This is a genomic window from Sulfitobacter sp. M368, assembly GCF_025141875.1.
Classification (GTDB): Bacteria; Pseudomonadota; Alphaproteobacteria; order Rhodobacterales; family Rhodobacteraceae; genus Sulfitobacter; species Sulfitobacter mediterraneus_A.
Window position 1 is genome coordinate 3,680,939 of the sequence record NZ_CP081113.1, and the last position, 23,212, is coordinate 3,704,150.

Genomic DNA, 23,212 nt, shown 5'->3' on the forward strand with positions numbered 1-23,212 from the left:
GTTCCCTCTGGTCAATCCCGATTAACCTTGTCTAGGGTGCAGCAACCCTTGCCGAGGAAGTGATCATGCCCGCAAAAACCAATCCGTTCAAAAGCGCCCTCCGGAACGGGCAAGTGCAGTTTGGCTGCTGGCTGGGCCTTGGTGATACCTTTTCCACTGAGCTGATGGGGACCGCCGGATTTGACTGGATGGTCATCGACGCAGAGCACGGGCCAAATGATCTGCGCTCTGTTATCGCGCAGTTGCAGGTGCTTGAGGCGTCAGACAGCCATGCGGTGGTGCGATTGCCTGTGGGTGAGACCTATCTGCTCAAACAGATGTTGGATGCGGGTGCACAAACGGTGTTGGTTCCAATGGTCGAAAGCGCCGAACAAGCCCGCCAATTGGTGCGCGACGTGACCTATCCGCCGCATGGCGACCGGGGCGTTGGCTATGCCCTGACCCGCGCCTCGCGGTTTTCCCAGATTAAGGATTATGGCAAGACTGCGGATGAACAGATTTGCTTGCTGGTGCAGGTCGAGAACCGCAAAGGCATCGCCGCGCTGGATGATATCCTCGCGGTCGAGGGGGTGGATGGTGTCTTTATCGGTCCGGCAGATCTGGCGGCGGATATGGGGCATATGGGCAATTCCCTGCATCCCGACGTTCAGACGGTGATCATGGACGCGTTGCGCCGTATTCGCGCGGCAGGCAAGGCGCCGGGGATCCTCTCCACCCACGATCCAATGACAAATGAGGCCATTGAGGCAGGTGCGCTTTTTGTGGCGGTTGGGGCGGATGTGCTGATCCTGAGCAATGGCGCGCAAGCCCTGACCGCAAAATGGAAAGCATCCCAGTCATGAACACCGGAATTTTCCTTCTGGGGCTCGGCTATGTGTTGAGCCAATTTTTCCGCGCCTTTCTTGCGGTTTTGTCCAGCATACTGGAGCAAGACATCGGGGCGACACCTGATGATCTGGCCTTTGCCTCCGGACTTTGGTTCCTGTCTTTTGCCGCCATGCAGATCCCCGTGGGCGCAGCGCTGGACAGTATCGGACCCAGAAGGACGACGGCATGGGCGCTTTTCATCGGCGGCAGTGGTGGTGCGGCGCTCTTTGCTTTGGCGACCACGCCTTTGCATATCAGCATTGCCATGACCCTGATCGGGATCGGATGTTCACCGGTGCTGATGGCCTCTTACTATATTTTTGCCCGCGATTATCCGCCGGCGCAGTTTGCTATCCTTGCTTCGATGATGGTCGGGCTGGGCAGTCTGGGCAATTTAGTCGCCTCCTACCCGATGGCACTGGCCGCCGAAACGCTGGGCTGGCGCAACGCGCTTTGGGCATTGGCGGCGGTGTCTGCACTGGTGGCCTTTGGTGCGTTGATCTTTGTGCGTGATCCCCAAAAGGTCATCGGCGAATCAAAGGGATCACTGGCCGAGCTGTTCAAGCTGCGGGCGCTGTGGTTCATTTTCCCGATCATGGGAGTCAGCTATGCGATCTCCGGTGCAGTGCGCGGACTTTGGATCGGGCCTTATCTGGCGGATGTGTTTGACGCGGGGACGAGCACCGTAGGTCAGGCCAGCTTGCTGATGGGCATTGCGATGGTCATCGGCGCCTTGGCCTATGGTCCGGCAGACCGTCTTATGCCGTCGCGCAAATGGATGATCGTGATGGGCACGGTGATCACCCTTGTCGCAAGTGCCGTGCTGATTGCACAGCCTGCGCAATCGCTCGCGCTGTCCGTAACAATGTTGTGCATTATCGGCTTTTTCAGCGCGACCTATCCGGTGATCATGGCCCATGGGCGGAGCTTTTTGCCGCCGCATCTGATCGGGCGCGGTGTGACCATGCTGAATCTCTTTAGCATCGGCGGCGTGGGCGTCGCGCAGTTCTTCTCCGGCAAGGTCTATAGTGCCGCCCTGCCCGGCGCGGCGACCACCGCCAGCCCCTATGTTGCGGTCTATGTCCTTTTTGCCGGAAGCCTCGCCTTTGGGCTTTTGGTGTACCTTTTCAGCCGCGATAATGCCGATTGAGGCGACAAAGGCACAGCCTGTATAGCTGAGCCCCTTTTACTTGCCCGTCAGGCAGGCTAAAGGGCTGCGACCATCACTATATATATTGGAGAAATCAGATGGGTTATCGCGTCGCCGTCGTGGGCGCCACAGGCAATGTGGGCCGCGAAATGCTGAATATTCTGGCCGAGCGCCAGTTCCCTACGGACGAGGTTGTGGCACTCGCCAGCCGTCGGTCTTTGGGCACGGAAGTCAGCTATGGGGACACGACGCTTAAGTGCAAGGACCTTGATACGTTTGATTTCACCGGCTGGGATATGGCGCTGTTTGCTGTTGGCTCTGAGGCCACCAAGAAATACGCGCCAAGTGCCGCCAAGGCGGGCTGCGTCGTGATCGACAACTCTTCCCTCTATCGCTACGACCCGGATATCCCGTTGATCGTGCCCGAGGTGAACCCCGAAGCGATCCACGGCTATGCCAAGAAGAACATCATCGCCAACCCCAACTGCTCAACCGCGCAGATGGTTGTTGCGCTCAAGCCGTTGCACGACCGCGCCACGATCAAGCGCGTCGTCGTCAGCACCTATCAATCGGTGTCCGGCGCGGGCAAAGAGGGGATTGATGAGCTGTGGGATCAGACCAAGTCGATCTACAACCCCACGGACGACAAGCCACCGCGCAAATTCACCAAACAGATCGCGTTCAACGTGATCCCGCACATCGACGTTTTCATGGAAGATGGCTCCACCAAAGAAGAGTGGAAAATGGTGGCGGAGACCAAAAAGATCGTCGACCCCAAAATCAAGGTCACGGCAACCTGTGTGCGCGTGCCGGTCTTTGTGGGCCACTCCGAAGCGGTGAACATCGAGTTTGAAGATCACCTCGACGAGGACGAAGCCCGCGATATCCTGCGCGAGGCACCGGGCATCATGGTGATCGACAAGCGCGAAGACGGCGGCTACGTCAGCCCGGTTGAATGTGTCGGCGATTTCGCCACTTTCATCAGCCGTATCCGTCAGGACAGCACCATCGACAATGGTCTGAACCTTTGGTGCGTCTCTGACAATCTGCGCAAAGGTGCGGCCTTGAATGCGGTTCAAATCGCCGAACTGTTGGGTCGGGAAGTTCTGAAAAAGGGCTGATATCCGCTCAAAATGCATATTGGGGAAAGGGGGCCGTTTGGTCCCCTTTTCTTTTGGCCGTGAGGGTGCAGAGTAACGGCAATAGATATGGGAACTGAATTATGCGTGTCCTCTTTGCCTGCCTGACCCTGCTGCCAACCGCCGCGCTGGCGGATGTCTTTATCCTGCGATCCGAACCGCAGGCGGTCACGGTTTATCCTTATCTGGCAACGGTCCACCGTCAGGCCACTGTCACCCTGCCCCAAGGCAGCCATCAGATCGTCTTGCCGGACTTGCCGCACACAATGGATCGTAAATTTCTGCGGGTTTCGGTCACGGGGGCAACCCTTGGCACAACGCAATTCCGCAAAGAGGCTGTGCCGCCACAAGCAGACACAGACAGCGCCGAAATCCTTGCAGCCAAGGAGCAGATCAATGCGGCCGAGGCTGCATTGCGGGGTCTAGATGACCAGATCGAAGCGGCCTCTCTTGCTGGCCGCGCGGCACAGGCGCAGATCGGGTTTCTGGGGGATTTGGGCCGCAACGAAGGATTGCCAGCAGATGTCAGCACTTTGCAGGCGCTTGGCCAGATGATCGGCGCAGAAAGCCTTCAGGCGGAGCAAGACGCCCTGCGCGCACGCCAGGCCGCCCGTGATCTTGAACTGGGGCGGAAAGATCTGGAAACCACGCTTAGGGATGCGCGGGCGGCGCTGGAGGCATTGACCCCACCGCCGGAGAAACACGCGCAGCTGACCCTCGATGTCATGGCCCCGGCGGCGGGTGAGGTGATGATCGGTTTGGAGTATCTGGTCGATGCGGATTGGCTGCCGACTTATGACATTCATCTGGACGGCAAAGACGCGCCGCAGCTTTCGATCAAACGGGGGGCGGTTGTCTCTCAACGCAGCGGCGAGAACTGGCAGGGGGTCGCCCTGACCCTTTCCACGCTTGCACCCTCGGGCCAGACCCAACCGTCACAAGTGTACCCACGACGATTGACCTTGGCAGACAAGGAACCTCCGCGTGCAAAGCTATCGCGCCAGATGGCCGACAGCGCCGAAAGCTTTGCCGATCCGGCAATCGAAGCACCGGTTATCGTTGAGGAGGCCAAGGGCATGACCAATTTCGACGGCCCTGGCGTGCGCTATGATTTCGCCACACCCGTCAGCATCGCCAGCGGCGTGGATGATAGCCGCGTAGCGCTGGACACTTTGACCTTTCCCGCCCGCCGCTTTGCCCGCGCGGTGCCGCGCTCCGATCAGACCGCCTTTTTGATGGCGGAATTTACCAACACCACCCAAGAACCACTTTTGCCTGCGGATGAGGTGGCGCTGTTTCTGGACAATACCCTGATTGGGCAAATGAACCTTGGGCTGATCCCTGCGGGAGACGAGGCAGAGCTGCCGTTTGGATCGATCGAGGACTTGCGCCTGACCTATACCGTTCTGGACCAGACCGAAGGGGATCGCGGGATCATCAGCCGGTCCAATGCCAAAACGGATCGCACCCGGATGGACATCCAGAACATCGGATCAGAGGATTGGCTGGTCGAGGTGCGGGCGGCTGTGCCCTATACTGCACAGGAAGATCTGCAAATTGACTGGTCCGCCAATCCTGTGCCCGATGAGACCAATCTGGATGACCGGCGCGGCATTTTGCAGTGGGATCTGAACGTCGCCGCTGGGGCCACAACATCGGTCACGATTGAGGAAAACCTGCGTTGGCCCGAGGACAAGATCCTGCGCTGATCAGAACCGTTCGGCGCGCAGCACATCGCAATCGGTTACGCTGACCACGCCGATATGTCGTTCAACCACGGCAAAGGCCCCTTCGAGCAACCCATCAAGCCGTTCAGGCCGGATGATGCACACCACCTGCACCATGCCAGAGGCGCGGCTGACCTGACCTGCGCGGCTCCATTCACCGGAACGGCCGGACCCGCCCAGCACCGGCAGCACTGTGTAGCCGGTCACGCCTGCCTTTTTCAGCGCATCGGTGAGGCGCGATTGCATGACCGCTTCGATGGTGATCTCAACACGTTTGGCTTTATGAGTTTGCATAGGTCAGCCTCCGGTCATGGCTTGGGCCACCGCCACATAAAGCGGGATACCCAGCGTCAGGTTGAAGGGGAATGTCACCCCAAGCGAGAGAGTCAGGTACAGAGACGGGTTTGCCTCGGGCAGCGCTACCCTCATGGCCGCTGGCACCGCGATGTAAGATGCAGAAGCCGACAGGACCATCATCAACGTCACACCGCCCGGCGTCAGGCCAAGCGCCAGGGCGGTAACTAGACCGGCCGCCGCGCCGATCAGGGGCATTAACACCCCAAAGGCCAAGACCGATGGTGTGAGGATACCGCCACCTTGGCGCAGGCCCCGCCCGGCGACGAGGCCCATATCCAGCAGGAACAGGCACAAAACACCTTTGAACGGCGACACAATAAAGCTGGAGATTTCCGCCAGACCCTCCTCGCCCGTCGCCCAGCCGATCAGGAACGCTCCAACCAGCAAAACGATGGAGCCGTTCAACATGATCTCACGCAGCAATGTGCTGTCCATGCCTTTGCTATCGCCGCCTCCGCCACGGGCCACCAGCCACAGCGCGGACAGGATCGCAGGCGCTTCCATCGCGGCGGCAACGGCGACCATGTAACCCTCCGCGGCTATGCCGCGGCTTTCCAAGACCGACGTGGCCGCGACAAATGTCACGATCGAGATCGACCCGTAGTGCGCCGCCACGGCAGCCGCATCAAGGCGGCTCATCGCTGTCATCACCCGCAACAGGCCAAAAGCGACCAAAGGCAGGGCCGCCGACAGAATGATCCCCGCCAGCAAGGCCAGCCCAAGCCGCGCATCAATGCCATGCGCGGCAACACTTACCCCACCTTTGAAGCCTATCGCGAAAAGCAGATAGATCGACAGCGCCTTGGCGGCGGCCTCAGGAATGCTCAGATCAGACCGCGCAAGGGAGGCCGCAACCCCCAATACGAAGGACAGAATAATTGGCGAAACAAGATTGTCCGCCGCCAGAGAGAACAGATTTTCCATGCCCCAAATGCCCTGTTAAACTGGCTGGAATTTTCCCGTTTCCGGGCAGAAGTATTCCAACCCACCTTCGCCGATATCGGTCCACAGGCCATGTAGGCTCAATTCGCCGCTTGTCACCTTTTCATTGACCCAAGGAAAGGTCATGAGATTTTCAAGCGATGTCATCACCGCATGCTTCTCAAACTGGCGTTCCTGTTCCTGTTCGTCCTCAATGTCAGCAACTTCGCCATACTTGGGGCGCAGGATATCCACCCAGCGGCCAACAAAGCTGTCTTTGGCTTCCAGTTCCGGTGCGTTTCCCTTGCACATTTCAAGGCAGCCTTTCGCGCCGCCACAACTGGAATGGCCCAGCACAATCAGATGCGCGACATTCAGAACCCGCACCGCGTATTCCACGGCGGCCGATGTCCCGTGATGCTGGCCGTCAGGCTCGCAAGGGGGGACGAGATTGGCGATATTTCGGTGAATGAAAAACTCGCCCTGATCGGCCCCGAAAATCGAGGTCACATGCACGCGGCTGTCACAACAGGAGATCACCATGGCGCGGGGCCGCTGCCCTTCGGTCGCCAGTCGTCGATACCACGACTTGTTGTCGGCATAACCGGTGGCTTTCCAGCCGTGGTAGCGCGTCAATAGATATGCCGGAAGTGGTTTTGCATGATCCATCATTGATAGTCTCCTGAAACATTTCCGCAGGGTTAACTTAATTCCGGAACAAATTCGAGCGAAAACACAGAAGCAGAGCAACCATTTACATACTTGTTTGGACAATATTCCGCTTTGGCCGTGGGGGCTGAACAAGGGGTGAGTTGATGCAGGTTCTGCAAATCCGACCAAGGGAACAAATCAGCGTGGATCAGGATCGGCTGGGCGCGCTTTATACGCAACTGGGCGAAGCGGGGGCCGAAGATGTGGTCTGCCGCGCCCTCGAAGATCTGGCGCGGCGTTTGACCCAATGCGAACAGAAATTTCGCGATGCCGCCTGGCCCGATCTACAGAAAAGTGCGAGGTCCTTGATCGCGGTCGCCGACCAGATCGGGATGGCGGATCTGGCCAAGGTGGCAGGGGATGTCGTGCAATGCGTGGCCAACAACGATGCAACCGCGCTTGCGGCAACGCTTTCGCGGCTGTTTCGCATTGGTGAGCGTTCATTGACCGCGATCTGGGATATTGACGACATGCCCGAATGATCCCGGCCTGAGATGGCTTGCGGGTGTCGCTGGAACGGGTAGGCTGGGCGCGAGAATTAACCAGTAAGAAAGCGCCCCATGCCACCTCGTTTTGCATCCGATACCACATCTGCCCTGCCGCTTCATGTGATTGCCGAGGATGGGCTTGGGGCGTGGACGGCGGACCAACCGGACGCCGTGCAAAACTGGATCGCCGCGCAGGGGTTTACCGGGGGGCTGGGTCAAGCCTTGGCGATACCGGCGGCGGACGGGTCTGTGATGATGGCGCTGGCCGGATACGGCACGGCAGCGTCCCGCAAGCGGGGACGGTTCCATTTGGCTAGCGCTGCAGCCAGGCTCCCCAAGGGGGTATACAAGATTGCGTCTGGCCTGCCGGACGATCAACAGGCCGTCGAAGCACTGGGCTGGTTGTTGGCCAGCTACAGTTTTGACCGCTACAAAACTCAAACACCAATGGCGGCAGAATTGGTCGCGCCTAAAGCAGTGACTACATTCGAGGTAGAGGCGCTGGCCGCGGGGGAATGCCTGACCCGGGATTTGATCAACACGCCAGCATCCGACATGGGCCCGCCCGATCTGGAACAAGCGGCGCGGGATCTGGCAGGGGCACATGGGGCAAAGATCAAAGTGATCACTGGCGACGCGTTGCTGGAACAGAACCTGCCCATGATCCATACCGTTGGCCGCGCGGCGGACCGCGCACCGCGTTTGATTGACATGCGCTGGGGGGATACCGGGCCCACGCTGACGCTGGTCGGCAAGGGCGTGTGCTTTGACACCGGCGGTTTGAACCTCAAGCCCGGCGCGTCAATGGGGCTGATGAAAAAGGACATGGGCGGGGCAGCCGCAGTGCTGGGTCTGGCGCATATGATTATGGCAACGGGCCGGAAACTACAGCTGCGGGTGTTGATCCCAGCGGTGGAAAACGCCGTATCCGGCAATGCCTTCCGTCCACAGGATATCCTGACCTCGCGCAAGGGTCTGACGGTTGAAATCAACAACACCGATGCCGAAGGGCGGCTGGTTCTGGCCGATGCATTGGCTTTGGCGGACGAAGAGAAACCCGATCAGATCATTTCCATGGCCACGCTGACTGGCGCGGCGCGTGTCGCGGTGGGGCCGGACCTCGCGCCCTATTTCTCGGACGATGCCGGATTCGTAACGGCATTGGAAACAGCGGCGGCGGCGCAGGCCGACCCGGTCTGGCGTTTGCCGTTTCATGATCCTTACGAGGCGATGATCGAACCGGGCATTGCCGATCTGGACAATGCGCCGAAGGGCGGCTTTGCCGGATGTATCACTGCCGCATTGTTCCTGCGCCGGTTTGTCACGGACAGCCGTTATGCCCATTTTGATATCTATGGCTGGCAGCCAGCAGCAGCCCCCGCGCGGCCCAAGGGCGGCATTGGCCAGGCGACCCGCGCACTTTATGCCGCCCTGGACGGGATCTTGGCCCCATGACCGACAGACGCCTGACCCCAGATCCGGACAAATCCAACCGCGCCGATCCGGCACAGATCACCGCCAGCGTTGCCGATCTTTGCCGGAGTCCCGCTGGGCCGCGCGACAGACAGCTGATCTACGGCGATGTAGTGACTGTGCTGGGCGATGAAGGGGATTGGCGATATGTGCAATCGGCCAAGGATGGCTATTGCGGCTATGTTCGGAGCGTGACCTTAGGTCCGCAACTGGAGCCCAGTCACCAGGTCTGTACCCCGGCCACACATGCCTATGAAAGGGCTGATTTCAAATCCCCCGATCTGATCTCGCTCAGCTTTGGCAGTCGGATCAAGGTCACGGATGTGGTGGGAAATTATGCCCAGACCTGCCTTGGCTATATCCCAATCAATCATCTGGAACCTGTGGAAACCCGGTATTCCGATCCCGCAGAGGTCGCGGCCCGTTTTCTTGGCACGCCCTATCTTTGGGGTGGCAATAGCCGTTGGGGCATTGATTGTTCAGGTTTGGTTCAGGCCGCGCTTTTGGCCTGCGGGACGCCCTGCCCTGCCGACAGCGACCAGCAGGCGACATTGGGCCATGCCACCAATGAGGTTTACCAGCGGAATGATCTGCTGTTCTGGAAGGGGCACGTGGCGATTGTAAGTGATCCGCAAACCATTCTTCATGCCAATGCAGGCGCGATGAGCACAGTTTATGAACCGATTGAGGATGCAATCACACGGATTGAGGCGCAGGGCGATGGGCCAGTGACCGGCCATCGCCGTCTTTGAGGTCCATCAATCGACGGATCGGATCAGCTTGCGTTCCAATACCCGCAAGACCGCTTTGAGATCGTGGCCGCGACGCATGATCTGGCCGCCCGTGCCAACAATCGCATACATGCCTTGCTTGTTGCGCAGCTTTGGCCGTTTCTCGATACGGTAAAGCGGAATTTCAGCGGTCCGCCGGAATACCGAAAAGACGGCCACTTCCCTCAGGCAGGATATTCCGTAATCGCGCCATTCGCCGGCTGCGACCATGCGGCCATACAACGATAGGATCACGGATAGCTCTGTGCGATGAAAGGCAACTTGTTCGGGCGGGCGCTCAAACGGGGTGACCTGGGGAGGGGAATGCATCGTCATATGGATACAGTTGCGCTGTTGGCGCGACAAATCAAGCCCGGCAATGGATCAAAAGGATTGAAAGCGTTACAAAGTTGTGCAAATGTCCCGATTTATGAAACATATGTGCGACATGAAATGACCCCTCAAACCTGTGCCGAAAAATGTGCCGAGATCATGTATGCCAAAGATCCCGCCTCAAGCGGGCTGGGCATGCAAATCACCAAGATAGCCCCGGGTCAGGCAACTCTGACCATGCGGGTGCGTCCTGATATGCTGAACGGACACGGGATATGTCATGGCGGATTTACCTTTGCACTGGCCGACAGCGCCTTTGCTTTTGCCTGCAACACCTACAATCAACTGACCGTCGCGCAGCAAAACCAAATCACCTATCTGACCCCCGGTACTGACGGTGAATTGCTGACCGCCACCGCCGCCGAGGTATCCAAAACCGGGCGATCCGGCGTTTATGATGTCACGGTCACCGGAGAAGACGGCCGGACCATTGCCCTGTTTCGCGGATTGTCACGCACCGTCAAAGGCCAACATTTCCCCCAAGAGGTTCCATCCTGATGAAAGATCTGACGCCCGCGAAATCCACATTGGATCCGATTGAAATTGCCAGCCGCGACGAAATTGAGGCGCTACAGCTTGAGCGGATGAAATGGTCACTGCGCCATGCCTATGACAACGTGCCTTTTTACAAGGACAGTTTTGATGCGGCGGGTGTGCATCCGGATGATCTGCACTCTCTGGCTGATCTGGCAAAATTTCCCTTTACGGTTAAGAACGACCTGCGCGACAACTATCCCTTTGGCCTCTTTGCCGTGCCCCGTGAACAGGTGGCGCGGCTGCATGCTTCGTCCGGTACGACAGGCAAGCCGACGGTTGTGGGTTATACCAAGAAAGATCTGGACAACTGGGGCTCCGTTGTGGCGCGGTCATTGCGGGCGGCCGGTCTTTGCCCCGGAGACATGCTGCACAACGCCTATGGCTACGGGTTGTTCACTGGCGGGATGGGCATCCATCTGGGGTCTGACTATCTGGGACTGACGACGGTGCCTGTCTCCGGCGGTATGACCCCCCGGCAGGTGAGATTGATCGGTGATTTTCAACCCAAAGGGATCACCGTAACCCCGTCTTATGCCCTGTCCATTCTGGACGAATTCGCCGCGCAGGGGGTCGATCCGCGCGACTCTTCCTTGCAGGTCGGCATCTTCGGCGCCGAGCCATGGACCAACGCCATGCGGCTTGAGATCGAAGAGGCTTTCGATATGCATGCGGTGGATATCTACGGCCTGTCCGAAGTGATGGGGCCGGGTGTGTCAATGGAATGCGTGGAGACAAAGGACGGGCTGCACATCTGGGAAGACCATTTTTACCCGGAGATTATCAACCCTGACACCGGAGAACCCGTTGCCGACGGGGAACGCGGGGAACTGGTTTTCACCTCCTTGACCAAAGAGGCCTTTCCGATCATCCGCTACCGGACTCGCGATTTGACCCGGCTGCTGGCCGGGACGGCGCGGTCCATGCGGCGGATGGAAAAGGTCACCGGGCGCACCGACGACATGATCATCTTGCGCGGGGTGAATATCTTTCCAACCCAGATCGAAGAAGCGCTCATGGAGGTCAAATCATTGGCCCCGCACTTCCAGATCGAGTTGAGCCGTCCGGACCGGATGGACCAAATGCGCGTGATCTGCGAATGCGCGGATGCGTCCATGTCGGATGAGACCCGCGCCGCCGCCGCCATACAATTGTCCGCCAAGGTCAAACAAACCGTAGGCGTCAGTATCAAAGTGGATGTGGCTGATGTTGGCGGTGTGCCGCGATCCGAAGGAAAGGCCGTTCGGATCGTCGATAACCGCCCCAAGGGTCAGTAACAGGCCAGTTTTGCAATCTTGCCCTGCGCGTCGATCTCAGCATTCAGCCGTGCAGGGTTGAAATCCATCGTCACGGCATCGCCAGGGTGAATAATGCGCAGTTCCTTGTTGATGACAGACAATGCGGCCTCGGGCTTGCCCAGCAAACTGCGCCACTGGTCCGCACCGCAGGCATTGATAGCAGGCTCTGCGCTGCATCCGGCCAGAACCAGCAGCGTCAATGCGATGCATCCCCTCATACGCCGTACCGCGCCAGAAAGGTATCGACAGCATTTTCCACGACATAGTGGATTTCTTCTTCGCTGACTGTTTGCACCACGCCAAAAATCAAACGGGTCCAGATGTCTGCCTTGCATAAATCGCCGAATTGGTCCGCCGCCAGTAGCTTGTCCTTGATCCGCAGCTCGCCCCGCGCTTCGGCCATTTCGAAGTATTCGGCCATCTCGGCACGCATCACAGCGGGACCGGAATTGTAGAATTGTTGCCCCAGTTCGGGGAACCGGTCCTTCTCTGCAACGCACATGCAAAAGATTTGCTGTCCGAACTTGGAGGTGATGAACCTGACAAAATGGCAGCCGGTTTGCATCAACACCTCGCGCGGCGGCGCTTCGAGATCTATATTGTCCATCGCCTCGTCCGATTGCCGGCAACATTCGGCATTGGCCACTTCGAGGAAAAGCAGACGTTTGTCGGGGAAATAACTATAGAGGGTGGCTTTGGATACGGCAGCAACGCGGGCGATTTCATCCACGCTGGCCCCTTCAAAGCCGTCAGCCATAAACACCTCGCGGGCACCGGCAAGAACCTGATCGAACTTACGGCCTTTGCGAATCTGCTGTGCGAGTGCTGTCATGGAAACTCCAGAATGTTGAATATGAGAATATAAACCGTTTTGTTTAGTTCCAAGGAATAAATCCCTTTCCGTCACGCAAAGTCGGTTGTTCCTGTTGCCCGCAAGTATTAGAATCATTCTAAACCGCTAGAGGATACTGCCATGCGCTTCTCGCTCGCCCGTAAACGTTTCAAGGATTTGACTGAACAAGAGATTCTGGCGCTTGCCATTTCCTCTGAGGAAGATGATGCACGGATTTACCGTGGATATGCAGAAAATCTGCGTGAAGATTTTCCCGACACCGCCGCCGTGTTTGATGGCATGGCCAGCGAAGAAGACACGCACCGCAAACGGTTGATTGATCTTCACGAGGCGCGGTTTGGGTCCACCATTCCGCTGATCCGGCGCGAGCATGTGTCGGGCTACTACGCCCGCCGTCCGGTCTGGCTGGTCGAAAACCTCGGGCTTGAACGCATCCGCGAAGAAGCCGCCGCCATGGAACGGGACGCAGAGGCCTTTTACCTGGCAGCAGCCGCACGGACATCTGACACAGCTACACGGAAACTCTTGGGCGATCTGGCCGCAGCTGAGGCTGGGCATCAATCGACGGCGGCAGGGCTTACCGAGACCCATTTGTCCGGCGATGCCCAGACAGAAGAGGACGGCCGTGCGCATCGGCAATTTATCCTGACATGGGTACAGCCGGGGTTGGCGGGGCTGATGGATGGGTCTGTCTCGACCCTCGCGCCCATTTTCGCCACCGCCTTTGCCACGCAAGACACATGGACAACCTTTCTGGTGGGATTGGCGGCCTCCGTCGGGGCCGGGATTTCCATGGGCTTTACCGAGGCGGCCTCTGATGACGGGGAGCTGTCGGGGCGGGGATCGCCGTGGAAGCGCGGCTTTGCCTCAGGGATCATGACCACGGTCGGGGGATTGGGCCATGCCCTGCCCTATCTGATCCCGGATTTCTGGACCGCCACGATCACTGCCTTTGTCGTCGTCTTTATCGAGTTATGGGCGATTGCCTGGATTCAGAACAAATACATGGAAACGCCGTTCTTCCGTGCCGCCATGCAGGTCGTGCTGGGCGGTGCGCTCGTCTTCGCTGCGGGTGTTCTGATCGGATCGGGCTGACGGGCCGCAGAGGCACCTTGCGCCCGACCCTCCGGCTGGTTACCCAAGGCTATGCTGGCGATCTTTTTCAAGACCTTGCCGTTCTTTTTGCTGATCGGTCTGGGATACTGGGCCGGGCGCACCCGCTTTTTCAGTGAAGAAGCGACCGCCTACCTCACCAAATTTGTATTCTACTTTGCCCTCTCGGCCATGTTGTTCCGGTTTTCGGCAAACCTGTCGCTGGCCGAGGTCTGGGACGGGCGTTTGATCGCGGCCTATCTGTGGGGTACGGCGTTTGTTTACGGGATCGCGACCATCGTCGGCTTTCTGCGCGGTTTGGACGTGCCGACTACCGCGATTGAAGCGCAATGCGCCGCCATCGGAAATACCGGGTTTCTGGGCGTTCCAATGTTGACCCTGCTGCTGGGTGCGGAGGCGATTGGTCCGGTTCTGTTGGCGCTGGCGGTAGATCTGATCGTGTTCTCCAGCCTTATTGTGATTTTGATCACCGGTGCGCGGGACGGCCAGATCAGCCTGCGCATGATCCGGTCTATTGCCCTGGGTCTGGTGCGCAATCCAATGATTGTGGCGATCTCGCTTGGGTTTGTCTGTGCCGGTTTCGCACTTCCGATCCCTGATCCGATCAATGATTTTCTGGCCATCCTGGGCGGCGCCGCCACCCCCGGCGCCTTGTTTGCCATCGGCGCGTCGCTCGCCTTTAAATCGGCGGAACGGATCGAAGTGGCAGGCTGGCTCAGCTTTTGCAAACTGGTGTTGCATCCGTTGCTGGTTGGTATTGCCGCGCTTTACATATTCGATGTGGACCCGTTCAAGGCTGGCGTGATCATTGCAGTTTCCGCCCTGCCCGTGGCGGGCAATGTGTTTATCCTCGCCCAGCATTATGGCGTAGCCCCGGTACGCGTTTCCACCGCCATTCTATTTTCCACAGCCCTCAGCATTGTCACCGTCAGCCTTGTGATCGCGGGGGTGACAGGGGGCTGATCTTTCCAGTACTGACTGTTGCAAGGTCCGGCCCGGCGCGGCGGACATGACAAAAGGATCCGACGATGAAAACCATTTCTGAAAATGCCTGTTTTGGTGGCACGCAAGGTGTCTATTCCCACAGTTCAGAGGCATGTAATTGCGAAATGACCTTTGGGTTGTTCTTGCCAGAAGAGGCCCGCGATGGGCCGGTGCCGGTGCTGTGGTACTTGTCGGGCCTGACCTGCACACATGAAAACGCGATGACCAAGGCAGGTGCGCAATCATGGGCTGCCGAACACGGGATCGCGCTGGTGTTTCCTGATACTTCTCCGCGCGGTGACGATGTCGCCGACGACGAAGCCTATGATCTGGGAAAGGGGGCCGGGTTTTATGTCAACGCCACCCAAGGCCCCTGGCAGACACATTTTCAGATGTGGGATTATATCGCAGAAGAATTGCCCGCATTGATCGGCGCGAATTTTGCCATTGACCTGACGCGGCAGGGCATCACCGGCCATTCGATGGGTGGCCATGGGGCGCTGACATTGGCGATGAACCTGCCGGGGCGGTTTGCGTCTGTCTCGGCCTTTGCGCCGATTGCCAACCCAACCGCAAGCGATTGGGGCCGCAAACAATTGACCGCCTATCTGGGCGAGGATGACGCGGCTTGGGCCAAACACGACGCGACCTTGCTGATGCAGGAGAACGGCTTTGACGGGCCTATCCTGATTGACCAAGGCGCATCGGATCAGTTTCTGGACCTGCTCAAGCCCGAGGCACTGGCCGCCGCGATTGCCGCCAAGCGACAGCAAGCCACGTTCCGGATGCAGCCGGGCTATGACCACAGCTACTTCTTTGTCTCGACCTTCATGGAAGATCACATCGCCTTTCACGCCGATGCGCTTTATGGGGTCTGAGGCCATTGACCGCGCTCTATATTGACGCCGACGCCTGCCCCGTCAAAGCGGAGGCAGAACGGGTCGCAACCCGTCACAAGGTAAGGATGTTCGTGGTGTCCAACGGCGGATTGCGGCCCTCGCAAAACCCGCTGGTGGAGACCGTAATCGTGCCGGACGGCCCGGACGTTGCGGATATGTGGATTGCGGATCGGGCCGGCGCCGGCGATGTGGTGGTCACAGGCGATATCCCCCTTGCCGCCAAATGTGTGGAGGCGGGCGCCAAAGTGCTCAAACACAATGGCGAGGCATTGACGGCGGCCAATATCGGCAACGTTCTTGCAACCCGAGACTTGATGGCGGATCTGCGGGCCGCTGATCCATTCAGGCAAGGCGGCGGCAAAGGGTTCACCAAAGCCGACCGTTCCCGATTTCTGGATGCGCTGGAGCGGGAGCTGCGTGCAGCAGCGCGGTTATGAGCGTTTTCCGTCAAGGTAAACGGATGGAGACATTGAAAGTTTCCAATGCCGGGAGGGCAGACAAATGACACCCCAAGCCGTGGTTTTTGACATCGGCAATGTTCTGATCGAATGGCTGCCAGAGCGGTTTTTTGACGCGCAGATAGGCGAAGCCCGCCGCCGCGCGATGTTTGCAGAGGTTGATCTGCACGGCATGAACGACCGTATTGATCGCGGCGAGACGTTCCGTGATGTGATCTATGACACCGCTGAGATCTATCCGCATTGGCGTGCAGAGATCCAGCTCTGGCACGACCGCTGGATCGACATCGCCGCCCCCGTGATCGACCATTCCGTGCGCCTGATGCAGGCTCTGCAACGCGCCAATGTTCCAGTGTTCTCCCTTACCAACTTCGGCATTCAGACCTATGATCTGGCGGCAGAGCACTACCCCTTTCTCCGGCAATTCGACGGGGATTATATCTCGGGTCATTTGGGGGTCATCAAGCCGGATGCGGGCATCTATGCCGCGCTTGAGGATCGCAGCGGCGTTGATCCAAAGGCGCTTTTGTTCACCGATGACCGGATCGACAATATCAACGCTGCCGCAGCACGCGGCTGGCAAACCCACCATTTCACCGGACCGGAAGGCTGGGCCAATCGGCTGGTGATGGCGGGGCTTTTGACCCAAGAGGACGCAAAATGACTGACATTCCCTTTATCCCTTTTGACGCGGGCGAGGCGGTGCTGGACTGGATCGGCCTGACGGACGCATTGGCTGCCGGTCACACCCTGCCCAAGGCCGAGATCGGTGATACCTTTCTCTATCGGGGTGATGACACCTTGCTCAGCAGGGCTGCATGGATCGACGGTCTGGGGATTGCAGTCAAATCCGCCACGGTTTTTCCGGGCAATCCGGCCAAAGGCAACCCGATGATCAATGGCGGGCTGAACCTATACGCTGATGCGAACGGCATGCTTGAGGCAATTGTTGACTTTCATCTTGTGACCAAATGGAAAACCGCCGGTGATAGCTTGCTTGCCGCGCGGCGACTGGCCCGACCAGACAGCAAGAACATCCTGATCGTCGGTGCAGGCAATCAGGGCCGCGCCCTGCATGCCGCATATCGTGCGGTGTTTCCTGATGCGCAGTTTACCGTCTGGAACCGCAGCGCCGGCAACGCTGAAAAAATGGCTGCTGAAACTCCGGGCTTGCGCGTTGCCACGGATCTGCAAGCCGCGGTGGGGGTTGCGGACATCATCACCAGCGCCACCATGTCCACCGATCCGCTGATCAAGGGCGATTGGCTGCAACCGGGGCAGCATGTTGACCTGATTGGCGCCTACCGCCCCGATATGCGTGAGGTGGATGATGACGCGATCATCCGTGCGCGGGTTTTTGTGGACAGTTTTGACACCACGATAGGTCACATCGGAGAGATCAACATCCCGCTTGAATCAGGTGTGATTGCCCGCGAACATTTGATCGCTGATTACTACGATCCGGGTAACTTCAACCGTTCGTCGGATGACGAAATCACCCTGTTCAAGAACGGCGGCGGGGCGCATCTGGATTTGATGACCAGCCGCTATATTCTGGACCGTTGGCGCAGCCGTTAGGCTGTCACCAACCCTTCGAGGCGACGTTCACGGATCGGCAGATGCACAATGGCGCTGAATGCGCCGACGCCAACGCCGATCCACCAAACGGCAGTGTAGCTGCCAAAGGCATCATACATCCGCCCGCCCAGCCAGACGCCAAGGAAACTGCCCAATTGGTGGCTGAAAAAGACGATGCCATAAAGCGTGCCCATGTAACGCAGCCCATAGATATGCGCGACCAGCCCCGAGGTCAGTGGCACCGTGGCCAGCCACAACGAACCCATCCCGACCGAAAACAGAATGACCGAAATCGGCGTGATCGGGAACATGATGAACAGCGCGGCGATGATGGTACGACCGACATAAATACCGGCCAGCAGATACTTCTTGGAATACCGCTTACCCGCCCAACCGGCGGTCAGCGTTCCGACGATATTGGCCAGTCCGATCAGGGAAATCGCCACCGCCCCCAGTGCCGAGGTGGTGGTTATCCCAACGCTATGCAGAACCCCACCCGCAAGGATGGGACCGCACAGCTCAGTCACAAAGGCGGGGAAATGGGCCGTGATAAACCCAAGCTGGTAGCCGCAGGAAAAGAACCCCAGAAAGATCATTGTATAGGACGGATCTCGGGCCGCCTTGATCAGGATTTGCCCAAGGCTTTCTTCCAGCTCCGCCTTTGTCGCAAGCGCGGGTGCCCGCATCATCGGCAAGGTCAGGATCATCGCCATGACGGCCACCGCGAACACGACAAACACACCTTGCCAGCTCATGAAACCCAGCATCCATTCGGCAATCGGTGCCCCGAAAATCTGACCGCCACTTCCCGCCGCCGTGACAATGGCAAGAGACATTGACCGGTTTTCATCCGATGAGGCCCGACCAACAACCGCAAGAATCACACCAAAGCCGGTGCCTGCAATCCCGAATCCCACCAGCCAAGCGTAGGCTTGATGCTCAAGCGGAGTGACGGAGTTGGCCGAAAGCAAAAGACCGGCAGCATAGACAATCGCGCCGATAATGATGGCCCGCCGGTCGCCGATCTTTTCCGCCAATGCACCAAAGATCGGCTGCCCAATGCCCCAAGCAAGGTTCTGGATCGCGATAGCCAGTGAGAATTCCGCCCTCAACCAGCCAAATTCTTCAGCAATCGGGATCTGAAAAACACCAAAGGAGGCCCGCACCGCGAAACTGACCATGATGATCACACAGCCCACGATCAGGACGGGCGTAAACAAAGGGGAACGTTCTTGCATGATGGCTCCGATGCGGGGGGGCGTCCGGCCAGATTACGCACAGATCGCGCAGGGTCAAATCAAGCATTGTGATGGCGCGCGAAGGGGGATTGATGAATGCCAAAACCATGGTCAACAATTGTGTCCTGTCGGCGACAATGCCTTGGCTTTCATCCAGCAAGCTGACATCGAGCCGAATTTGACTTAGACTTTCGCAAGAGAGGAGACATCATGGCACAGCGTGTGGTTGGCGGATGCAAATGTGGGCATGTCCGTTATGAGGGCACCCGGCACAGCGCGGCGACGTTTCGGTGCCATTGCCGCGATTGCCAGAAGCTGACTGGTTCCGGGCATTCTGAAATGCTGCCACTTGAAATTGACACCTTCTCGATCAGCAAGACCTGCAAAGTTTTTGAAATGCAGGGCGGGTCAGGGCAACCGACCTACAGCGGGTTTTGCCCCAATTGCGGATCGCAATTGACCCGGCGCAGCACGCGTATGAGTGACAGGGTCTACGTGCACGCATCCTCGCTGGATGATCCGGCCCATTACGCGCCGGAGAAGTCCATCTATGCTGATGCCGCGCAACCTTGGGACACAGATGGGATCATCAAGCCTTCGTAAGGTCAGAGCACTTTTCAATCTCCCACCGGGGCGATAAGCCTGTGGTATGACCAGCTTGCGCGAAACCTATGACCGGATGATTGCCGAAGGCAGCTTGCGGCCCGATCCGGCCCAGGAAGCCGTTTTGCCGGAGTTTGACCGCATCCGCGATGCGTTGATGCAACCTGTGAAAAAAGGTCTGTTCCGCAAAGCGCCAGAACCGCCCAAGGGGCTTTATCTTTGGGGCGGTGTAGGGCGCGGCAAATCCATGTTGATGGATATGTTTGTCGATCATCTGGATGATATTCCGGCCCGGCGAGTGCATTTTCACGCGTTCATGCAGGAGATTCACGCGGCCATGCATGAGGCCCGTAAAACCGGTGTGGACGATGCCATCGCGCCGGTGGCTGCGGATGTGGCCAGCTCTGTTCGGCTGCTGGCGTTTGACGAGATGCAGATCACCGATATCACCGATGCGATGATTGTCGGGCGGCTGTTTGAGGCGCTTTTTGCGGCGGGGGTTGTTGTGGTGACCACCTCAAACCGGCTGCCTGATGATCTGTACAAAGACGGATTGAACCGAAATCTGTTTGTACCCTTCATCGAACTGATCAAAGACCGAATGGTGGTGCATGAACTGATCAGCCCCACCGATTACCGGCAAGACCGCCTGGCGGGCAGTCAGGTTTATTTCACCCCCGTGAACGCAGAAAGCCGGGCCGCCATGGATGCGGTTTGGGATGATCTTGCGGGCGGTGCCGGCACGCCCATGGTTTTGCACGTCAAGGGCCGAGAAGTGGAGATACCACAGTTCCGCAACGGGATGGCGCGGGCACGTTTCCATGAGCTCTGCGGCAGGCCGCTTGGCCCAGCGGATTATCTGGCATTGGCGGAAGCCACGCGGGTGTTGCTTCTGGACAACATTCCACAGCTGGGCCGCTCCAACTTTAACGAGGCAAAGCGTTTTGTTACTCTGATTGATGCCCTCTACGAGGCGCATGTCCGATTGATTTGTTCTGCTGCCGCCTCTCCCGAAATGCTCTATGTTGAGGGGGAAGGCACATTCGAGTTTGAGCGCACAGCCTCACGGCTGCGCGAGATGCAATCCGAAGATTGGGCTGATCAGGATTCGATCGCCAAATAGGTTTCGCTGTCAGTCATCGGGACATCTGGATGATAGGGTGCATTGCCTTGATAAAGCAGCCAAAGTCCGCCCACCACAATCGCCAGACCAACCGCCACAAAGACCATTTGTGACACTGTGCGATCATCCATTTCAGCGGACGGAGTCCGCCCGACATTTTCTTGATAACTCATCTTGCTCGCCCTCCACAGCATTCAGTTTTTTGTGGTCAAGCCACGCCTGAATTAGAGCCAGTATACACTAAAATTTCGTTTATGTGCAGAGATTAGTTACAAAGAGCCTACATCTAGTGGTTTTCGCGCAAGATCGCACCAGCCAGATAAAGCGACCCGCAGATCAAAACACGGGCGTGTGGATCTTTGGCAACGATGTCTGCGAGTGCCTGTGCAACGCTTTCTGCCTCAAAGGCTACCATCCCCTCGGCCCGCGCCGCAGCGGCGGTTTCAGAGGCCGCAAGGGTGGCGCTTTCGCCGGGAATGGAAACCGCATGCAGGCTTTTGGCGTGGGCCGCCAATGGCCGCAGATAGCCGCCGATGTCTTTTGTGTTCAACATCCCGCAAATCAGATGGGTGGACCGTGCGCCGCGCTCTGACAGGACCGATGCGATGGCCTCGCCTGCTGCGGGATTGTGCCCACCATCCAACCATAGCTCTGCATCACCGGCAATCTCGATCAGCGGGCCACCTTTGAGGCGTTGCATCCGCGCAGGCCAGAACGCTTTGGTCACTGCGGCCTCGCAGGCTGCCTCATCCGCGCCAAGATGGCGCAATGCGGCCAGTGCCGCGCCGGCGTTTTGCACCTGATGCGCGCCCGGCAGGTTTGGCAAGGGCAGATCCAGCAACCCGTTTTCATCCTGATAGACAAGGCGGCCTGCTTCGGTTCCGACGTGCCAATGTTGCCCATAGGCCAGCACCGGTGCCATGTTGCGGGCCGCGACTTGCTCCATCACCTCAAGCCCGGCATCGTCTTGCGGGCCAATGATGCAAGGCACGCGCCGCTTGATGATACCGGCCTTTTCGCCTGCGATCTCTGCCAGTGTTTCACCCAGAAACTGCTGATGATCCACCGAGACAGGCGTGATGATGGTGAGCGCCGGAGTGTCGATGACATTGGTGGCATCGAGCCGTCCGCCCAGCCCCACTTCAAGCAGGGTATAATCCGCCTTGGTCCGCGAAAACGCGAGCATCGCAGCAGCAGTCGTGATCTCGAAATAGGTGATATTCTCGCCGTTGTTGGCGGCGTAACATTCATCCAGCACCGCCGTGAGCGCTTCTTCTGAAATCAGCTCCCCCGCCAGTCGAATACGTTCGTGAAACCGCGCCAAGTGGGGGGAGGTATAGGCGTGCACGGTCTTGCCCATCCCCTCAAGCCCGGCGCGGATCATCGCTTGGGTGGACCCCTTGCCATTGGTACCTGCAATATGGATCACGGGCGGCAGATCGTTTTGCGGATTGCCCAGCGCATCCAACAACCGCCACAGCCGATCCAGCGTGAGGTCGATGATCTTGGGATGCAGCGCCATCATCCGGTCTAGGATGGCGTCAGATGTGGCCGCGCTCATTTCTTGGGATCAGCAGGTTTTGGGTCAGTTTTGGCGGTGTCGCCGCTTTTCCCGTCTTCCACAACTTCGGGTGCGGGCAGATCGCCGCGTACGGCAGGTGACAGGCCAAGCAACATCCGGGTAATCGTGATCAGCTCGTCGCGCATTTCGGTGCGGGGCGTCACACGGTCCAGCATCCCGTGATCCAGGAGGTATTCGGCCCGCTGGAAGCCATCGGGCAATTTTTCACCGATGGTTTGTTCGATCACGCGCGGCCCGGCAAAGCAGATCAGCGCGTTGGGTTCGGCGATATGCACATCACCCAGCATCGCATAGCTGGCCGTAACACCGCCCGTGGTGGGGTGGGTCAACACGACGATATAGGGCAGACCCGCCTCTTTGAGCATCTGAACCGCAACCGTGGTGCGCGGCATTTGCATCAACGACAAGATGCCCTCTTGCATCCGTGCGCCGCCCGCAGCGGAGAACAGGATCAGCGGGCGTTTGAGTTTCACGGCTTCTTCGGCAGCGGCAATAATCGCATTGCCGACATACATGCCCATAGACCCGCCCATAAAGCTAAAGTCCTGTGCGGCGGCAACAATCGGTGTGCGCCCCATCTCACCATGCGCGACCAGCATGGCTTCGGCTTCGCCTGTTTGCTTTTGCGCCGCTTTCATACGGTCCGGATATTTCTTTTGGTCTTTGAAATGCAGGGGGTCCGGCGTCGGCGCAGGTACCTTGATCTCTGAAAAGATACCGCCGTCAAACAAAGCCTTGAACCGCTCACGTGGCGAGATCGCCATGTGATGTCCGCAATTGGTACAGACATTCAGGTTATCAGACACCTCGCGATGAAACAGCATGGTGCCGCATTCATTGCACTTGGTCCACAGATTGTCCGGCGTTTCGCGGCGCGAGAAGATCGAGTTGATCCGTGGCCGGACGTAGTTCGTGATCCAGTTCATACATAGCCCCTGATGGCAAAACTGTTT

At 58.4% G+C, this 23,212-nt stretch carries 27 protein-coding genes; 17 read left to right on the forward strand and 10 right to left on the reverse strand.

Translation table 11 applies throughout. The annotated features are described in order from the left end of the window. The first annotated feature begins 65 nt into the window (after nt 1–65). The 4 genes from K3754_RS18170 (at nt 66) to K3754_RS18185 (ending at nt 4,865) form a co-directional block, all read left to right on the forward strand. Entirely contained in the window at nt 66–842 is a 777-nt protein-coding gene (locus K3754_RS18170) for an HpcH/HpaI aldolase/citrate lyase family protein (RefSeq protein ID WP_259939199.1), read from the forward strand. Then, nucleotides 839–2,017, forward strand: a complete 1,179-nt coding sequence (locus K3754_RS18175; protein ID WP_259939201.1) for an MFS transporter — start codon at nt 839–841, stop codon at nt 2,015–2,017. Before K3754_RS18170 ends, K3754_RS18175 begins: the two co-directional genes overlap by 4 nt. 98 nt (nt 2,018–2,115) lie before the next feature. Continuing rightward, complete coding sequence (locus tag K3754_RS18180; RefSeq protein ID WP_259939218.1) at nt 2,116–3,138, forward strand: aspartate-semialdehyde dehydrogenase; 1,023 nt, start codon at nt 2,116–2,118, stop codon at nt 3,136–3,138. 101 nt (nt 3,139–3,239) lie between these two features. Then, nucleotides 3,240–4,865, forward strand: coding sequence for a mucoidy inhibitor MuiA family protein (locus K3754_RS18185; RefSeq protein WP_259939220.1), 1,626 nt, complete (start codon nt 3,240–3,242; stop codon nt 4,863–4,865). On the opposite strand, the gene K3754_RS18190 is transcribed toward K3754_RS18185, so the two are convergent. The 3 genes from K3754_RS18190 to K3754_RS18200 are packed head-to-tail and all read right to left on the reverse strand — an operon-like array spanning nt 4,866 to nt 6,830. Next, nucleotides 4,866–5,177, reverse strand: coding sequence for a P-II family nitrogen regulator (locus K3754_RS18190; RefSeq protein WP_203209745.1), 312 nt, complete (start codon nt 5,175–5,177; stop codon nt 4,866–4,868). It abuts the gene before it with no gap. A 3-nt stretch (nt 5,178–5,180) separates the two neighbouring features. Continuing rightward, nucleotides 5,181–6,164: a sodium-dependent bicarbonate transport family permease gene (locus tag K3754_RS18195; protein ID WP_203209744.1), complete on the reverse strand. Its 984-nt coding sequence runs from the start codon at nt 6,162–6,164 to the stop codon at nt 5,181–5,183. 15 nt (nt 6,165–6,179) lie between these two features. Continuing rightward, on the reverse strand, nt 6,180–6,830 hold the full coding sequence (locus K3754_RS18200; RefSeq protein ID WP_203212258.1) for a carbonic anhydrase: 651 nt from the start codon (nt 6,828–6,830) through the stop codon (nt 6,180–6,182). A gap of 146 nt (nt 6,831–6,976) precedes the next feature. Between K3754_RS18200 and K3754_RS18205 the strand changes: the two genes are divergently transcribed. The 3 genes from K3754_RS18205 (at nt 6,977) to K3754_RS18215 (ending at nt 9,585) form a co-directional block, all read left to right on the forward strand. Beyond that, on the forward strand, nt 6,977–7,354 hold the full coding sequence (locus K3754_RS18205; protein ID WP_203209743.1) for a hypothetical protein: 378 nt from the start codon (nt 6,977–6,979) through the stop codon (nt 7,352–7,354). Between the two features lie 78 nt (nt 7,355–7,432). Beyond that, nucleotides 7,433–8,815 carry a M17 family metallopeptidase gene (locus tag K3754_RS18210; RefSeq protein ID WP_259939224.1) on the forward strand — a complete coding sequence of 461 codons (1,383 nt, stop codon included), beginning with the start codon at nt 7,433–7,435 and terminating at the stop codon, nt 8,813–8,815. Beyond that, complete coding sequence (locus K3754_RS18215) at nt 8,812–9,585, forward strand: C40 family peptidase (RefSeq protein WP_259939226.1); 774 nt, start codon at nt 8,812–8,814, stop codon at nt 9,583–9,585. Before K3754_RS18210 ends, K3754_RS18215 begins: the two co-directional genes overlap by 4 nt. Nucleotides 9,586–9,591: 6 nt before the next feature. Here K3754_RS18215 and K3754_RS18220 read toward each other — a convergent pair whose 3' ends face one another. Then, complete coding sequence (locus tag K3754_RS18220; RefSeq protein WP_409202362.1) at nt 9,592–9,939, reverse strand: DUF2794 domain-containing protein; 348 nt, start codon at nt 9,937–9,939, stop codon at nt 9,592–9,594. 117 nt (nt 9,940–10,056) lie between these two features. On the opposite strand from K3754_RS18220, the gene paaI reads away from it, so the two are divergent. Both paaI and paaK read left to right on the forward strand, forming a co-directional pair. Further along, on the forward strand, nt 10,057–10,494 hold the full coding sequence (paaI, locus tag K3754_RS18225; protein ID WP_259939228.1) for a hydroxyphenylacetyl-CoA thioesterase PaaI: 438 nt from the start codon (nt 10,057–10,059) through the stop codon (nt 10,492–10,494). Next, on the forward strand, nt 10,494–11,807 hold the full coding sequence (paaK, locus tag K3754_RS18230) for a phenylacetate--CoA ligase PaaK (protein WP_259939231.1): 1,314 nt from the start codon (nt 10,494–10,496) through the stop codon (nt 11,805–11,807). Before paaI ends, paaK begins: the two co-directional genes overlap by 1 nt. Here the strand turns inward: paaK and K3754_RS18235 are convergent. Both K3754_RS18235 and K3754_RS18240 read right to left on the reverse strand, forming a co-directional pair. After that, complete coding sequence (locus K3754_RS18235) at nt 11,801–12,028, reverse strand: I78 family peptidase inhibitor (protein WP_259939235.1); 228 nt, start codon at nt 12,026–12,028, stop codon at nt 11,801–11,803. The genes paaK and K3754_RS18235 overlap by 7 nt on opposite strands. Nucleotides 12,029–12,042: 14 nt before the next feature. Next, nucleotides 12,043–12,660 (reverse strand): TetR/AcrR family transcriptional regulator, encoded by a 618-nt coding sequence (locus tag K3754_RS18240; protein ID WP_203209736.1) that lies wholly within the window; start codon nt 12,658–12,660, stop codon nt 12,043–12,045. A 141-nt stretch (nt 12,661–12,801) separates the two neighbouring features. Between K3754_RS18240 and mbfA the strand changes: the two genes are divergently transcribed. From mbfA to K3754_RS18270, 6 genes are all read left to right on the forward strand, one after another. Beyond that, entirely contained in the window at nt 12,802–13,776 is a 975-nt protein-coding gene (gene mbfA / locus K3754_RS18245) for an iron exporter MbfA (RefSeq protein WP_259939241.1), read from the forward strand. A 51-nt stretch (nt 13,777–13,827) separates the two neighbouring features. Further along, the gene (locus tag K3754_RS18250; protein WP_259939244.1) at nt 13,828–14,757 is read left to right on the forward strand and encodes an AEC family transporter; all 930 of its coding nucleotides are present in this window, start codon (nt 13,828–13,830) and stop codon (nt 14,755–14,757) included. 65 nt (nt 14,758–14,822) lie between these two features. Continuing rightward, nucleotides 14,823–15,656, forward strand: a complete 834-nt coding sequence (fghA, locus tag K3754_RS18255; protein WP_259939247.1) for an S-formylglutathione hydrolase — start codon at nt 14,823–14,825, stop codon at nt 15,654–15,656. Between the two features lie 5 nt (nt 15,657–15,661). Next, complete coding sequence (locus K3754_RS18260; protein WP_259939250.1) at nt 15,662–16,114, forward strand: YaiI/YqxD family protein; 453 nt, start codon at nt 15,662–15,664, stop codon at nt 16,112–16,114. Between the two features lie 64 nt (nt 16,115–16,178). After that, nucleotides 16,179–16,799, forward strand: coding sequence for an HAD family phosphatase (locus K3754_RS18265; protein ID WP_259939253.1), 621 nt, complete (start codon nt 16,179–16,181; stop codon nt 16,797–16,799). Beyond that, nucleotides 16,796–17,713 (forward strand): ornithine cyclodeaminase family protein, encoded by a 918-nt coding sequence (locus K3754_RS18270; protein ID WP_259939256.1) that lies wholly within the window; start codon nt 16,796–16,798, stop codon nt 17,711–17,713. The genes K3754_RS18265 and K3754_RS18270 overlap by 4 nt, the downstream gene beginning before the upstream one ends. Here K3754_RS18270 and K3754_RS18275 read toward each other — a convergent pair. Next, nucleotides 17,710–18,951 (reverse strand): MFS transporter, encoded by a 1,242-nt coding sequence (locus K3754_RS18275; protein WP_203212257.1) that lies wholly within the window; start codon nt 18,949–18,951, stop codon nt 17,710–17,712. The two genes, K3754_RS18270 and K3754_RS18275, sit on opposite strands and share 4 nt — an antisense overlap. Nucleotides 18,952–19,161: 210 nt before the next feature. Between K3754_RS18275 and K3754_RS18280 the strand changes: the two genes are divergently transcribed. Next, the gene (locus tag K3754_RS18280; protein WP_259939262.1) at nt 19,162–19,554 is read left to right on the forward strand and encodes a GFA family protein; all 393 of its coding nucleotides are present in this window, start codon (nt 19,162–19,164) and stop codon (nt 19,552–19,554) included. 46 nt (nt 19,555–19,600) lie between these two features. Then, nucleotides 19,601–20,677, forward strand: a complete 1,077-nt coding sequence (zapE, locus tag K3754_RS18285; RefSeq protein ID WP_259939265.1) for a cell division protein ZapE — start codon at nt 19,601–19,603, stop codon at nt 20,675–20,677. Here zapE and K3754_RS18290 read toward each other — a convergent pair. The 3 genes from K3754_RS18290 to accD form a co-directional block, all read right to left on the reverse strand. Further along, nucleotides 20,656–20,850 (reverse strand): hypothetical protein, encoded by a 195-nt coding sequence (locus tag K3754_RS18290; RefSeq protein ID WP_203209727.1) that lies wholly within the window; start codon nt 20,848–20,850, stop codon nt 20,656–20,658. The two genes, zapE and K3754_RS18290, sit on opposite strands and share 22 nt — an antisense overlap. A 113-nt stretch (nt 20,851–20,963) precedes the next feature. Beyond that, complete coding sequence (locus K3754_RS18295) at nt 20,964–22,238, reverse strand: folylpolyglutamate synthase/dihydrofolate synthase family protein (protein ID WP_203209726.1); 1,275 nt, start codon at nt 22,236–22,238, stop codon at nt 20,964–20,966. After that, entirely contained in the window at nt 22,235–23,185 is a 951-nt protein-coding gene (gene accD / locus K3754_RS18300; RefSeq protein WP_259939270.1) for an acetyl-CoA carboxylase, carboxyltransferase subunit beta, read from the reverse strand. Before accD ends, K3754_RS18295 begins: the two co-directional genes overlap by 4 nt. Nucleotides 23,186–23,212: the final 27 nt, after the last annotated feature.